Source organism: Allokutzneria multivorans (assembly GCF_039537405.1).
Lineage (GTDB): Bacteria > Actinomycetota > Actinomycetes > Mycobacteriales > Pseudonocardiaceae > Allokutzneria > Allokutzneria multivorans.
In genome coordinates, this window is sequence record NZ_BAABAL010000024.1 from 15,155 (window position 1) to 28,499 (window position 13,345).

Annotated in this window: 15 protein-coding genes; 3 read left to right on the forward strand and 12 right to left on the reverse strand. The window is 71.0% G+C overall.

Annotated elements, in window-relative coordinates; translation table 11 throughout:
* Positions 1–85: 85 nt before the first annotated feature.
* Entirely contained in the window at positions 86–1,078 is a 993-nt protein-coding gene (locus ABD798_RS33945) for an ArsR/SmtB family transcription factor (protein ID WP_344884533.1), read from the reverse strand.
* Between the two features lie 214 nt (positions 1,079–1,292).
* On the opposite strand from ABD798_RS33945, the gene ABD798_RS33950 reads away from it, so the two are divergent.
* Positions 1,293–1,781 (forward strand): hypothetical protein, encoded by a 489-nt coding sequence (locus ABD798_RS33950; RefSeq protein ID WP_344884536.1) that lies wholly within the window; start codon positions 1,293–1,295, stop codon positions 1,779–1,781.
* On the opposite strand, the gene ABD798_RS33955 is transcribed toward ABD798_RS33950, so the two are convergent.
* The 7 genes from ABD798_RS33955 to ABD798_RS33985 all read right to left on the reverse strand — a co-directional run bounded on the left by ABD798_RS33955 (position 1,778) and on the right by ABD798_RS33985 (position 7,888).
* Positions 1,778–3,199 (reverse strand): FGGY family carbohydrate kinase, encoded by a 1,422-nt coding sequence (locus ABD798_RS33955; protein ID WP_344884539.1) that lies wholly within the window; start codon positions 3,197–3,199, stop codon positions 1,778–1,780. The genes ABD798_RS33950 and ABD798_RS33955 overlap by 4 nt on opposite strands.
* On the reverse strand, positions 3,183–4,217 hold the full coding sequence (locus ABD798_RS33960; RefSeq protein ID WP_344884542.1) for a 2-hydroxyacid dehydrogenase: 1,035 nt from the start codon (positions 4,215–4,217) through the stop codon (positions 3,183–3,185). Before ABD798_RS33960 ends, ABD798_RS33955 begins: the two co-directional genes overlap by 17 nt.
* On the reverse strand, positions 4,214–4,879 hold the full coding sequence (locus tag ABD798_RS33965; protein ID WP_344884545.1) for an HAD family hydrolase: 666 nt from the start codon (positions 4,877–4,879) through the stop codon (positions 4,214–4,216). Before ABD798_RS33965 ends, ABD798_RS33960 begins: the two co-directional genes overlap by 4 nt.
* Entirely contained in the window at positions 4,876–5,655 is a 780-nt protein-coding gene (locus ABD798_RS33970; RefSeq protein WP_344884548.1) for a DeoR/GlpR family DNA-binding transcription regulator, read from the reverse strand. The genes ABD798_RS33965 and ABD798_RS33970 overlap by 4 nt, the downstream gene beginning before the upstream one ends.
* On the reverse strand, positions 5,652–6,245 hold the full coding sequence (locus tag ABD798_RS33975) for a histidine phosphatase family protein (RefSeq protein WP_344884551.1): 594 nt from the start codon (positions 6,243–6,245) through the stop codon (positions 5,652–5,654). The genes ABD798_RS33970 and ABD798_RS33975 overlap by 4 nt, the downstream gene beginning before the upstream one ends.
* On the reverse strand, positions 6,238–7,632 hold the full coding sequence (locus ABD798_RS33980) for an FGGY-family carbohydrate kinase (protein WP_344884554.1): 1,395 nt from the start codon (positions 7,630–7,632) through the stop codon (positions 6,238–6,240). Before ABD798_RS33980 ends, ABD798_RS33975 begins: the two co-directional genes overlap by 8 nt.
* A gap of 88 nt (positions 7,633–7,720) precedes the next feature.
* Positions 7,721–7,888, reverse strand: coding sequence for a hypothetical protein (locus tag ABD798_RS33985; RefSeq protein ID WP_344884557.1), 168 nt, complete (start codon positions 7,886–7,888; stop codon positions 7,721–7,723).
* Positions 7,889–7,927: 39 nt separating this feature from the next.
* On the opposite strand from ABD798_RS33985, the gene ABD798_RS33990 reads away from it, so the two are divergent.
* Entirely contained in the window at positions 7,928–8,248 is a 321-nt protein-coding gene (locus ABD798_RS33990; protein ID WP_344884560.1) for a hypothetical protein, read from the forward strand.
* Positions 8,249–8,292: 44 nt separating this feature from the next.
* Here the strand turns inward: ABD798_RS33990 and ABD798_RS33995 are convergent, their stop codons facing one another.
* The 3 genes from ABD798_RS33995 to ABD798_RS34005 all read right to left on the reverse strand — a co-directional run bounded on the left by ABD798_RS33995 (position 8,293) and on the right by ABD798_RS34005 (position 10,840).
* On the reverse strand, positions 8,293–8,700 hold the full coding sequence (locus tag ABD798_RS33995) for a VOC family protein (protein ID WP_344884563.1): 408 nt from the start codon (positions 8,698–8,700) through the stop codon (positions 8,293–8,295).
* Positions 8,701–8,786: 86 nt separating this feature from the next.
* A complete protein-coding gene (locus ABD798_RS34000; RefSeq protein WP_344884566.1) occupies positions 8,787–9,857 on the reverse strand; it encodes a winged helix DNA-binding domain-containing protein in 1,071 nt (356 codons plus the stop codon).
* Entirely contained in the window at positions 9,854–10,840 is a 987-nt protein-coding gene (locus ABD798_RS34005) for a zinc-binding dehydrogenase (protein ID WP_344884569.1), read from the reverse strand. Before ABD798_RS34005 ends, ABD798_RS34000 begins: the two co-directional genes overlap by 4 nt.
* Before the next feature lie 92 nt (positions 10,841–10,932).
* Between ABD798_RS34005 and ABD798_RS34010 the strand changes: the two genes are divergently transcribed.
* Entirely contained in the window at positions 10,933–11,910 is a 978-nt protein-coding gene (locus ABD798_RS34010; protein WP_344884572.1) for a helix-turn-helix transcriptional regulator, read from the forward strand.
* Between the two features lie 98 nt (positions 11,911–12,008).
* On the opposite strand, the gene ABD798_RS34015 is transcribed toward ABD798_RS34010, so the two are convergent.
* A complete protein-coding gene (locus ABD798_RS34015) occupies positions 12,009–13,127 on the reverse strand; it encodes a helix-turn-helix domain-containing protein (protein WP_344884575.1) in 1,119 nt (372 codons plus the stop codon).
* Positions 13,128–13,345: the final 218 nt, after the last annotated feature.

The following is a 13,345-nucleotide window of genomic DNA, read 5'->3' on the forward strand; positions in this document are numbered from 1 at the left end:
GTGGCGCTGTGCATCCCGCTCACGGTGCCAGCGGCGGTTGGGGTGTCTTCAAGACCGGCGAACCTGATGACTTACAGGACAGGGCTTAGGCCAGCAGGTCCATCAGCGCGTCGGCGCGTTCGGTGCGGTTGATCCGCACGGAGCGGCCGACGCGCTCGCGGTGGATCAGCGCCGCGTCCTCGAGCCGCTCGCAGTGGTAGGTCGTCGTGCTCGGGCCACAACCGCCGATCGCGGCCAGCTCACCCATCGTCAACGGCCGGTCCAGCGCGCGCAGCAACGTGGCGCGCACCGGGCCGACGACCGCGCTCAACCCGTCAGTCGTGTTCGCCGAAGTGGCGTCGAACAGCTGGCCGACTCCGCGCGCCGGATAGGCCAACCACCCCGCGCCGCCCTCGACGCCGAGCGCGCCCGCGCGGTGCCCGGAGAGCATCGGCGCCAACACCAGTTCGCGGCCCGGCACGTGCAGTGAAGCCGGTTCCGGATCGGGCAGTTCGAGCACGCCGTCACGCAGCCTCGCCGACGGCAGCAGCGTGGCCAGCAACGGTTCCACCGCTCCGTGCACCACCGCCAGCCCCACGCGCTCGGCCTCACGCCGCATCACCGCCTCGCCGCGCCTCCACAGCGGGGCGAACACCCGCCACGACGTGGCGAGCACACCGACATAGCTGTCCAGCCACCGCCGGGGGCTCAGCGCCGCGGAGCGCCACCGCACCGGCGGGGTGCCGCCGTCGAAGATCTCCTCGAGCTGGCCGAGCAGCAGCGCGGGATCGGTGGCGCGCAAGCGTTCCAGCTGCACCGGAACCGGCTCCGGGGCGTGCGTGGGAGCGGGCAGCAAGCAGCTGGGGAGGACGCTGTGCTGCCCGCTGGTCAGGGGTGCGAGCGCGTGCTGGCTGCCCGGCGGGGCCGCCAGCCGCAGCGCCGAGCGCCACGACTCCGGAGCCCCGCGCCGCCGCCCGCCGATCGCGTCGAGCGCCAGCGAGAGGGCCGTGGTCAGTGGCGCGTAGCCGAGCCGAACCCGCAGCCCGCCCACGTCACCGAGGTCGAACCGGGTCACGTTGATGGCCTGTGCGGTGAGCATGTCCTCACCGTTGCAGCGCGGTGGGGGTGCCGTATCGACCGACCGGTTGACACGGCTGTCCGCCGCTCGGCTCCGCGCCTGCCGAGCCGGCGGTAGGGGTGCTCACTTCCAGCCAGCAACGAATTCCCAGGCGCTCCAACGAGAAACGCGAGCATCTGCCCAACGCCGGGCCTGTCCCGCGACCCCCGGTGCGGATTTCCGGCAGACTGGAGGCATGGTGTTCAACCTCCCCGGCCCGCGAACCGTGTTCGACTGGGCTGTGCAGACGACGACGACCGTGGTGTCGATACCCGGCCGGGTGCTCAACCTGCTCACGGCCGCGGAGGACGTGGTGCGGCGGGCGAACGAGCTCGTCGAGCGGACGGACGCGGTGATCACCTCCTCGGAGGAGGCGGTGGCGCACGCGCGCCGTGTGACGGCCGCGGTGGACGAGATCCTGGAGACGACGAAGCCGATGCTGCGCTTCGTCACCGAGCTGTCGGCGCACGAGATCGAGGCGGCGATCAAGCTGGTCGACGAGCTGCCGAAGCTCGCGGAGCACCTGATCACCGACATCATGCCGATCCTGGGCACCCTGGACCGCGTCGGCCCGGACATCCACGAGCTCCTCGACGTCACCAAGGACGTGCGCAAGGCGATCCTGGGCATCCCCGGCTTCTCCTACCTCCGCAAGCGCGGCGAGGACAAGGAACTCGAAGCCTAGGTCCAGAGCGGGCGCGCGGCGGCGAGGTGCGCGAGGTACCGCTCGTACCCCTCGCGGTAGCGCGCGACGTCCTGGCCCGGCTCGATGATCTGCTCGGAGCCGGTCCAGGACTCGGCGTCGTGCTCCAGCCCGAGCGCACCGAAGGCGTTCACGACGACACCGCGCGCGCCCACCTCCGAACACCGGGGCAGTCTCAGCGGCCGGTCGAGGACGTCGGCGAAGACCTGCAACCACTCCGGGCTCCGCGCGCCACCACCGGCAACGGCCAGCGAACCGGTCAGGCCAGCCGCTTCAAGGCAGTGCCGTGCGGCGTAAGCGATGCCTTCGCAGACGGCTCGCACGAGGTCAGCGCGCGAGGTGCGCAAGGTCAAGCCGGTGAACTGGCCGCGCGCGGACGGGTCGACGAACGGGGCGCGCTCCCCGGAGGGTGAGAAGTACGGCAGCACCGCGACACCGTCGGCCCCCGGGCGCGACTCGGCGAGCAGCGCGGGCACGGCGCTCGTGGTCTGGCCGATCATGCGCAGCACCCAGTCGAGCGAGGCGGTGCCGACCATGGCGGGCATCGCGCGCAACCACGAGCCGGGCACCCCGGTGGCCAGCGTGAGCCCGGAGGGGCGGCCGGAGGTGTCGGGGGAGTCGGTGATCACCTGACACGCCAAGGTGGTTCCGATGATCACCATGCCGTCGCCGGGGGAGACCACGCCGGAGCCGTGCGCGCACGCGGGCAGATCGTAAGGCCCGGACACGATCGGAGTTCCCCGCGCGAGAGCGGTGCCAGCCAGGCGCAGCTCGCCGACCGGTTGCCTGGCGTGGATCGGGGCCAGCAGGTTCGCTCGGTGACCGAGCCCGGTCAGCTCCAAGGCTCGCGCGCTGTAGCCGCCGCGCAGATCGCCGAACGGCATGGTGGTGTCGGAGGCATCGGTCGCCCGCAGACCGGTGAGGTGTTGCAACACGATGTCCTTGCAGTACCCCGCCGTCGCGGAGCGGTCGAGCGCTGAGGGCTCGTGCCTGTCCAAATAGGACAAGATCGCGGCTGGGCTGCCTGGGAACTGGATGTTGCCGTTCACCCGGAACAGCGCCTCTTCGACCCCTGAGGCGGTCCACTCCCGCACGGTCCCGGCGGCGCGACCGTCCATCCAGGACACCGCGGCGCGCGAAGGGCGTCCGTCCACATCGGACAGCCACAGGCCGTCGCCCTGGCCGGTGATCGCGACGAACTCCGGCTGGCCGACGCGCGAAACCACCGCGTCGAGCACGGTGGTGACCGACCGCAGCACCTCGTCGACGTCCTGCTCCGTCTGCCCGGGCGCGGGGTGGATCAGCTTGGTCTGAACGGATTCGCTGTCCACCTGTGCGCCATCGGGACCGAAGGCAACGGCCTTGGTGACGGACGTGCCAACATCAACTCCGACGTACATCGCGCGCCTCCGGGTTGGAGCAGTTGGCCAATGCCTCGCCGCGCGCGAACCGACCGACCTCGGCGGCCACGATGCGCGCGGCCTTCTCCGCGACCGCCTTGGAAGCACCGGCGATGTGCGGGGTCATCACCACGTTCGGCGCGCTGAGCAACGGATCTCCTGCCGGAATCGGCTCCACCGCGTACGTGTCGAACGCGGCTCCGGCGAGGTGCCCGTCGCGCAGCGCCTCCACGACCGCCGAGTAGTCCAGCAACGCGCCGCGCGCCGCATTGACCACATAGGACCCTCGCGGCAGCATCGACAGCTCGCGCATCCCGATCAGCCCCTCGGTCTCCTCCGTGACCCGCGCGTGCAGCGTGAGAATCCGGCTTCGCACCAACAGATCGTCGAGGTCGTGCACCAGTCCCGGCAGCTCCGGATCGGCGTAAGGGTCGTACACCATGACCTCGGCCCCGAACGCGGTGAGCACCTTCGCCACCCTGCTGCCGATCGCGCCGTAGCCGACGAGGCCGACCGGGGTGCCTTCCAGCTCAAGGCCGCAGCGCTCGTAGCGGTAGTAGTCCCCGCGCCACTCACCGTTCGCGGTGTGCGCGTGCGTCTCCGGGACTCTGCGCAGCACCGACAGCATGAGCGCGATCGTCATCTCCGCGGTGGCCGTCGCGTTGCGGCCCGGTGCGGAGCAGACCGCGACGCCCGCTTCGGTCGCCGCCGGGATGTTGACGTTGATCGGCCCGCCCCTGCTGACCGCGACCAGCCCCAGCTCCGGGCACTCGCGCAGCACGCGCTCGGTCACCGCACCCATCTGCGTCACCAGGACGTCGTGCCCGCGCAGCGCGGCGATCATCTCGTCCTCGGTGCCGGTCGCCTCGTCCACCTCGGCGACCCTGCCGAAGGGCACGTCCGGCCACGGGAAGTCCACTGTGGACACCTCGGCGTCCGGGACCTCCGCCAGCACGGCGCTCTTCAGCAGCGAACTCAGCACGAAGTTGTCGCCCGCCGCGAGAACACGAAGGGTCATGGGGTCAGCCTCCCGGTGATGTACTCGCGTGCGTCGTCGTGGGTGGCCGCGACGTGGGCGGCCAGTGCGAGCGCGTCCGGCTTCGGCGGGTACGCCGCGTTGGGCAGCGCCACCAGCGTCAGCCCGGCGGCGCTCGCGGAGCGCATTCCGTTGCTGGAGTCCTCGATCCCCATGCACCGCGCGGGATCGACGCCGAGCCGCCGCGCGGCCTCCAGGTACACGTCCGGGGCGGGCTTGCCCAGCGGGACCTCCTCGCTGGAGCACACCGCGCCGAAGCGGTCGGCCAGCCCGTGCTCGGCCAGCACCGCCTCGATCACCACCCGCGCCGCCGAGGAGGCGACCGCGACCGGGACCAGGCCGGACACCGCGCGCACCAGCTCCGCCGCGCCGGGCATCAGCGGGACCGAGCCGCTGATCACCTTGTCCACCATGAACTTCACGCACTCCGCGCGGACGGTCTCGGCCTCCTCCGGCACCCCGGCGCGCGCCGCGACGTAGGCCGACCACTCCGGCGCGCTCATGCCCTGCACCGTGGAGGTGTCCTCCGCCGTCCACGCGTACCCGCGCTCGGCGGCGCTGACCGTCCAGCTCTCCTCCCACAGGTGCTCCGACTCGACGATCACGCCGTCCATGTCGAAGAGCACGCCCTCGAAGCCGCTCACGCCACCTCCACCGGAATCCCACGCTCACGGAGATCCGCGAGCTGCTCCTCGGAGATCCCCTCATCGACGATCACCAGGTCGAAGGACTCCAACGGCACCACGCGGTGCAACGCGACGCGGCCGAGCTTTCCGCTGTCCAGCAACAGAAAACGCCGAGCGGCGGCGGCGAGCATCGCGCGCTTGACCGAGACGATGTGCTGCTCCTGGTGGTAGGCGAGACCTTCGGCGGCGGCCGAGGTGGAGACGAAAACCGCGTCCACGCGCAGCGCCTCGATCGCCTCGACGCACCCGACTCCGAGGAAAGAGTCGTGGTTGGGGTCGTAGTCCCCGCCGAGCGCGGTCAGCGAGATCCCCGGCGTCCCGGCGAGCGTCCTCAATCCGGTCAGGAAGTTCGTGACCACGCGGAGCGGAGTGATGCCGTCAAGGAGTCTTGCCAGCTCCAGCACCGAAGTCGAGTCGTCCAGCATGATCGACATGCCGGGCTCCACGAGCCGCCGCGCCGCCCGCGCGATGGCCTGCTTCTGGGCGATCATGGCCTGCTGGCGGAAGAGCACCGTGCTCTCGAAGACCCCGGACGGTTGCGTGGTGACACCACCGCGGAACTTGCGCACCAGGCCGCGCCGCTCCAGCTCGTCGAGGTCGCGGTGCATCGTCATCAGGCTCACGTCGAAGCGCTCAGCGAGGTCCTGCGCGGTCCCGGTGCCCTCGGCCAGCAACAGCGCGGTCAGCTCATCCAGCCGTTCCTCGCGGCGCCGCGACAGGTTCTGCTCGCTCATGCCGCCAGCCGTTCGTTCAACGACAGCAAGGAGAATTCGCCGCCTCGAACTCGCAGCCGTGCGCCACGGCAGTTCTCGATCACCGGGAACGCCGTGCGGTAGCGGGCCAACGGGATGCCCAGCACCTCGCACAGCGCGAGCCGCAGCGCCGTGCTGTGTGCGACGACCAAGACACGCCCGTTTTCCTTGACGGCAGCCGTCAAGCCCTCCAGGAAGCGCTTCGCGGCGGCTTCCGGGTGCTCGCCGCCGGGCAGGTGGTTCGCGACCGGATCGGCTTCGAAGCGCTCGCGCACATCGGCGGGCATCTCCGAGGCGGTCATCCCGTCGCAGTCGCCGAAGTCCAGCTCCAGCAACCGCGCGTCCACCACCGGCGTCAGCCCGGTCCGGGCGCCGACCGTCCGCGCAGTGATCACCGCGCGGCTCAACGTCGAGCAGTGCACGGCCGCGAGGCCCGCGCCCTCCGCCCAGCCCGCCAGCTCCGCCGCCTGCTCCTCGCCGCGCTCGGTCAGGGCGACGTCGGAGCGCCCAGCATAGCGATTTTCCTTGTGCCACAAGGTTTCCCCGTGTCGCACAACGATGATCTCAGTCATCGAGCAGGCTCCTCCTCAGCCGCTGATACCCCTGTTCGAGGTCCGCGCCGACCCGCGCGTCCGGCTCGAACACCCGCGCCACGCGCACCATGTCTCGCGCCGCCTCGGCCGCGGTCGTCTTCGTGGCGCTCGCGGCGGCCAGCACCGCCATGCCGAAGGCGGGCTGCGCGACTTCCGGCAGCTCCAGGCTCCGGCCGAGCACGTCCGCGCGCAGCTGCGTCCACGCCGCGCTGCGCACCGCTCCGCCGGTCACCCGGATCGTGTCGCCGACCGGTGCGCCGAGCCCCGCGACGTGCTCGAAGCACAGCCGCTCCACGAACGCCACGCCCTGGAGGACCGCCGCGTAGCGCTCCAGCTCATCGCGCGGTTCGCCGAGCGTGAACCCCTCCGCGTCCGGCCGCACGAACGGGAACCGCTCGCCCCGCCCGGCCAACGGGTAGCTCACGCAACCCAGTGCTTCGCGCAGCGGCGCCCTCGCGTCCAGCTCCGCCAGGTCCCGCCCGGGAAACTCGCTGCCCAGCACACCGGCGCCGATGCTCGACGCGCCGCCCGGCCACCAGTGCCCGTCGGGGGAGAGATGGCTGTAGACACTGCCGTCCGGGTCGATGATCCGCCGCTCAGCGACCCCCTTGACCACCAAGGTGGTGCCCAGCACGGAGTTCCAGCTGCCGACGTCGAGCGCCCCGGTCGCCAGCTGCGCCGCGCACCCGTCCGTCATCCCCGCGATGATCGGCGTGCCCACCGGCAGTCCCGTGTGCTCCGCCGCCTCCGCGCAAACCTCTCCGAGCACCGCGCCCGGCTTCGTCAGCTCCGGCAACGGCCCCAGCGCCGCGAGGACCTCCTCCGGCCAGTCTCGGGTGACCGGATCAGCCCCCGACTTCAACGCGTGACTCGTGTCCGCCGCGACCGGGCGCCCGGCCAGGCGTCCGGTGACGAAATCCGCTTGGTGCAGCACGAGTCCGGCGGGTTGCCGGTCGCGCAGCCACGCGATCCGGCCCAGCGCCCACGACGGCTGCGGACGCACCCCGAGGCGTTCCCAGACGCTTGCGTCGATCTTGCTCAGCACGCCGTGGCCCCGCGCGCGGAGGTCGTCGTACATCAACGCGGGGAACGTGGGCCGCAACGCCTCGTCCGTGAGTACCACCGTGCCCGAGGTCGCGCACGTCGCCACACCCAGCACCGGCCACTTCGGCGCTTCAGCCAGCGCCGCGCTCACCGCCGTGCCGACCGCGCTCCACCACTGCTCGGCGTCTTGCTCGTGCCGGTCACCCTCGCGGCGGCTCGCCAGCGGCGCGTGCCCCTGCCCGAGCACGTGCCCGCGCAGGTCGCTGACCACGGCCCGCACACCCTGCGTGCCCAGGTCGACGCCGACCGCCAGCTCACCCACGACCCACCTCCAGGTTGAGGCCTTGGATGTTAACTTAACACCTCCTGATATCAGCTTGGCTGACCGCATGCGGCCCGCCGAATGGTGATCAAGCCTTCGAATGCACCGCCGCGGGCTTTCCTCCGTAGAGCTGTTCGCTCGCGCAGCCGGTGCTCAGGCGCTGTGAAGCGCTTCTTCCCGCATTGTCATCCGAAGCGCTGATGCAACCGTTTTCGCTGCTAGGCGCCATGAAGATGGCATTTCTGACGATCTTCACCGCACGTAGCGTCCGCCGTGGGCCGACGAAGGAGGAACCGTGAGGATTCGATCCGTTCTGGTCGCGAGCGCCCTTGCGCTCGGCGCGATCGTGGTACCGGCGACCACCGCTCACGCGGCGGCGGACACCCCGGTGCAGAAGTGCGCGAGGCAGGGCAAGACCAAGGGCCTCTTCCTCCAGTTGCCGTTCAGCACGCTGTGCCAGGAACGGAAGGGGACGCACTGGAGGGGCTTTGCCTACGGTTGCGGCCCGCTGCGTTCCGGCGACAAGGGGTACGTCACCACCGAGAGGGGCACACGGATCAGCTGCAACGGGTGGATCAACTTCGCCCACCAGTACGTCACCTTGACCTATCTGTGACGGTGGGGCCCGGTCCGCGCTGGGCCGGGCCTCCTCGCCGGTGTTCAGCCCTGCGGCTGGGAGATGTTGAACATCCACGGGATGCCGAAGCGGTCCTCGCAGGCGCCGTACTCGTCGCCCCACATCTGCTTCTCCAACGGGGTCGCCACGGTGCCGCCGTCGATCAGCTTGTCCCAGTAGCCGTGCAACGTCTCCACGTCGTCGCCGTTGACGCAGACCGTGATGCTGCTGCCCTGCTGGTGTTCCATCCCGGGCGGGGTGTCCGCGCCCATCAAGGTGAAGCCCGCGTCCGTCGTGAGCAGGCTGTGCATGACCAGGTCGGCGTTCTCGGTCATGCCGAACTCCCCGAAGGTGTTCACCGCCAGCTCGCCGCCGAAGACCTCGCGGTAGAACTCCATGGCCTGGCGGGCGTTGTCGGTGAAACTGAGGTAGGGGTTGAGGCGAGAAGTCACGGCGTTCCTCCTGGCTCGGGGTCGGAGCCGCATCGTCGCACCGCCCCCTGACAGTCGCGACCGCACCGGGAGACCGGCGCCGTCGATCAGGACGGAGCGGAGAAGGACACGCGGCGCGCCGCCACGAACGGCAGCAGGCGTTGCGCCTCGTCCGCGACGGCGGCGCGGTCCTGGACCGGCAGCGGCCGGAACGCCGTCAGTCGCAGCTCCCCGTCGGACACCGACCAGCTGCCGTGCACCCGGCCGTCGACCAGGAACGCGGGCCGCACCAGCGCGCGACCGGGCATGATCCGCTTCCGGTCCTCGTCGGAGATGATCCGGGTCCGGTCGGCGTGCCCGAGCAGCGCGTTGTCGAAGCCCGGCAGCAACCGCGCGGGGGCGGGGGTGTCGGGGTCCGGCAGCTCGGCATCGGCCAGGTCGACCAGTTCCCCGCCGTGCGGGTCGCGGTACCAGCGCAGCTCGGCGCGCATCTCCGCGACGACCTCGCTCAACCGGGTCAACCCGCTCCACGCCTGCACGTCCTTGACGCTGGCAGGGCCGAACGCCGTGAGGTACCGGCGGATCAGCTCCTTGGCGCCCGCGGGCTCGGCGACCCGGACGGCCGTGACCGACACGGACGACCGGTTGCCCCAGGCGCCCCACCCGGCGGTGGCCGGATCGTGGACCAGCGCGGTCCGCACCTCCACCTCGCCCGCCAGAATCCGTCCGTCGCGGCCGGGGTGGCCCTGCGCCAGTCGCCGGGCCAGCTCCTTGCGGGGCATCGCCCGACCGCCCAGGACCCGCAGGCCCGTCGCCACCAGCTCGTCGGTGTCGAGGCCCGCGCTGTTGCGGCTGAAGTAGGCCGTGCGCGCCGTGCGGTCGAGCACCGGTTGCAGCAGCGGCCGGAACCGACGGAAGTCATCGGCTCCAGCCAGGTGCTGCGTGCTGCGCAACAGACTCGACCGCACCACCTGCCGGTCCTCGAGCAGCGTCGTGAGGTCGGAGTGCTCGAATCCCCGGATTCGGCTCCACAGGCCGACGAACGGCCAGTTCGGCTCTTGGGCCTGCATCGCGACCAGACGCCCGATCACCTCCAGGGGAGTGGCGTCGGTTCGGGCCAGCAGGAACTGCCGCTGCAACAGGGCGCGGTTCAGGACACGAAGCGACAGCGTGCTCACGTCAGCCGCACCGAGACGTTGCCGCGGTGGGCGCCCCCGAGGAAGGCCAGGAACGCCTGCGGCACGTCGGTGATCGCGGCGTCGACCACGGTCTGGGGGAAGACGAAGCGCCCCTCGTCCAGCCACAAGCGGAAGTGCTTGTGCCACGCCGAAATCTGCTCGGGTGTGTGGTAGCAGGAGAACGGCGACAGCACGACGCCCCTGGCCTCCGCTTCGGCGCGGTCCGGTTGCGGGAACCGCTCGGCGGAGTCGCCGAGCTGGCTGGACAGCGAACCGCACAGCGCGAACCGCGCGCCCGGCCGCGCCACCTGGAGCGCGGCGTCGTACTGCGCGCCGCCGACGACGTCGAAGAAGACGCTGATGCCCTCGGGCGCCAGTTCCCTCAGCCGTGCGGCGGGGTCGTCGCGGTAGTCGAACGCGGCGTCGAATCCGAGGTCGTTGACGAGGTAGTCGACCTTCGCCGAGCTCCCCGCGCTGCCGATCACCCGCGCGGCGCCGAGTCGCTTGGCGATCTGCCCGGCCAGTGAACCGACACCGCCGGCCGCGCCGGAGACGAACACGACGTCGCCCTCACCCACGGCCGCGACGTCGGCCATGCCGTAGAAGGCGGTCGGGCCCTGGCCGAGGTGGAATCCGAGGTCAGGGAACGCGTCGCGGTCGAGCTTGACGTAGGAGTCGGCGGGACCGGCGGAGTACTCGGTCCACCCCGTCATCGACTGCACCGCGTCGCCCACCCGGAGCGCGTCGCTGGAGGAGCGGACGACGGTGCCGACCGCCGCCACGCCCACCCGCTGGCCGGGCTGCCACGCGGGCACCGGGAGGTGGCAGTCAGCGCGCATCAGCTCCAGGTACGTCGCGGCCAGGCCCAGCCGCTCGGTGCGCACCAGCACCTCACCGTCGATCTCGGTGTGGGCGACCGTGAAGTGCTCCGGGCCGGGAACGCCGGTGATGTGGCTGGCCAGGTGGATCTCGCGAGTGATCATCGTGGGTCTCCCTCGGTCGGTTTCGGCTGTCGTGGAGGACGCTAGAGCGGCTTCAGGCCACTTTGTGTCCTAAAGGTCAGCAGAATGGAGACATGGCGAACACCAGCTCCCGAACCTTGCGCTTGCTGTCCCTGTTGCAGACCCATCGGCACTGGGCGGGGTCCGATCTCGCGGACCGGCTGGAGGTCTCGGCACGCACGCTGCGCCGTGACATCGACCGTTTGCGACACCTGGGCTACCCGGTCGAGGCCTCCCGGGGCACCGACGGCGGCTACCAACTGGCACCGGGTGCCGTCCTACCCCCGCTGCTGCTGGACGACGAGGAAGCCGTCGCGCTCGCGGTCGGCATGGGCGACGCCGTGCACAGTGGAATCGCCGGTATCGAGGACGCAGCGGTCCGCGCGCTCACCAAGGTCGTGCAAGTCCTGCCGCCCAGGCTGCGCGCCAGGGTGGACGCCCTGCGCGCCATGACCGTGTCGCCGACCTCGGCCGGACCGATCGTCGCCGCCGACGTTCTCACCGCGATCGCCCAGGCGTGCCGGGACGAGGAACGAATCCGGTTCGGTTACGCGGCACGGGGTGCCGCGCCGACCGAACGCGAGGTCGAGCCACACCGGCTGGTCGCGCAGGGTGCGCGCTGGTACCTGGTCGCCTACGACCTGACGCGGCACGACTGGCGCAGCTTCCGCCTGGACCGGCTGACCGGTCCCAGCCGGACCGGGGCGCGGTTCCGGCCGCGCGAGCTGCCTGCCGAAGACGCCGCGGCCTTCCTCCGCACCAGCACCGGCGCCCCCGCCGCCCACACCGTGCGGGTCCTCGTCCACGCGCCCGAGGCGCGGGTGCGGCAGGTCGTCGGCCAGTGGGGGACGATCGAGCCCGCCGGAGCCGACCGCTGCCACCTCACCATGACCTCGACCAGCCTGGACTGGCCGACACAGGCACTGGGCAACGTCGGCGCGGGCTTCGAGGTGCTCGGGCCACCGGAGTTCGCCGAGCACCTGCGCGAATGGGGCACCCGGTTCGTGCGTGCCGGCGCCGCGAGCGAGGAAGAAGCGCGACAGAGCCCTTGACCGGCCCCTCCTTCTCCCAGGGGCCCATCTCGCGGTAGAACTCCATGGCCTGGTGGGGGTTGAGACGAGACGTCCGCGACGTCCGGCGACACCGTGCGTCAGGAAGGCGGTAGCAATCTCCAGTGCTGCAACCAGTTGGTCGAACACGCCGCGACTGTCAGCGGTGTGCCCGCGCCATCGGACCTTGCCTGTTGCAGGCAGCGTTCGGGATCGGCGGCGGAGTGCAGGCGAGCCCACTGGGAGGTCCCGTCGTTCCAGTGCGGTTCCTCGACCCATTGCTGCGCGGGCAGCGCGTCATCGCACGGCCGCCACGCGATGTCCGGCTCACCGGCCGCGGTGAGGCACAGCGGTCCGTTGGAAGTGTTGGCGCGCAACGTCATCAGGCAGGTCTTGTGCTCCGCGTGCGGCTGGGCGAGCTGGTACCGCGTGCCGATCGCCGTCGCGCCGCGCTGCATCCCCATCCGGGGTCGGTCCTGGTTGTTGATGAGCATGCTGCTGTGGTGGTTGAGCACGCTGTAGCCGGGACCCCCGCTGAGGCAGGGGCTGTTCTGCGACATCAGCTCGGCGTTCGCGTCGCGGCTGTCACCGCCCGAGCTCAGGTAGGTTCCGACGCCGAGCAGCAGGAGGACCACCACGGCGGCGGCTCCGACCAGGATGGCGGTCCGGCGTCGCGCCGGCCGCGCGGCGCATCGGGCCGCATGGTGCTGAACGCGCGCATAGGCGCAGTGCCACGCGGTCAGGTCGCCCTTGGAGACCGACAGCAGTGACATCAGCTCGGCCCACCGCTCCGGCGAGGGGAGTTCGCGGCCGCTGAGAACGTCCTCGAACCACGCCGGACCCTTTCCGAGCTCCGTGGCCACCCGGGATCGCTCGCGACCGGAGGCGGTCACCCGCAGCCGCAGCGCGTCGCCGAGCTCCACCGGATCGCAGACGAGGTTGAGATCGACGGAGGGCTTCGGTGCCTCGGGGGAGTCCGCCTCGACCGGGGTGACGCTCATGCCAAGGGCGACGACGACGTCCGTGCGCGAGGCCAGCCAGCTGTGGACCTGCCGGTCGACCTCCTCGGGGGAGTCGCCTCGGTGCCGGTGGCACGCGCGCACGTACGCGTGGACGAAGTCCTGTCCGGGCAGCGACGTCGGTCTTTTGTCGGAGGCGAACTCCGACAGCGTCGACGGGTGCAGTCGCGGTCCCTTTGAGTTGCGCAGCGCGCGGATCATCTCGGCGCCGGTCGGATTACCGGCCTCAATCCGAACATCTTTCAGTCGCCGACGAAACTCCAGAACGAGTCCCGTCGGGGACGGCGGATATTCACCGTCTTTCACTTTTTCTCCCTGATGGGCTCTGAAGGTGTCCTGACCTGCGTTCGAGGGTTCGAACGCGTTTCGGCATTCGAGGTCGTGGTGGCGCGGGTGTTCACGCCGAACCGATCAGTTGA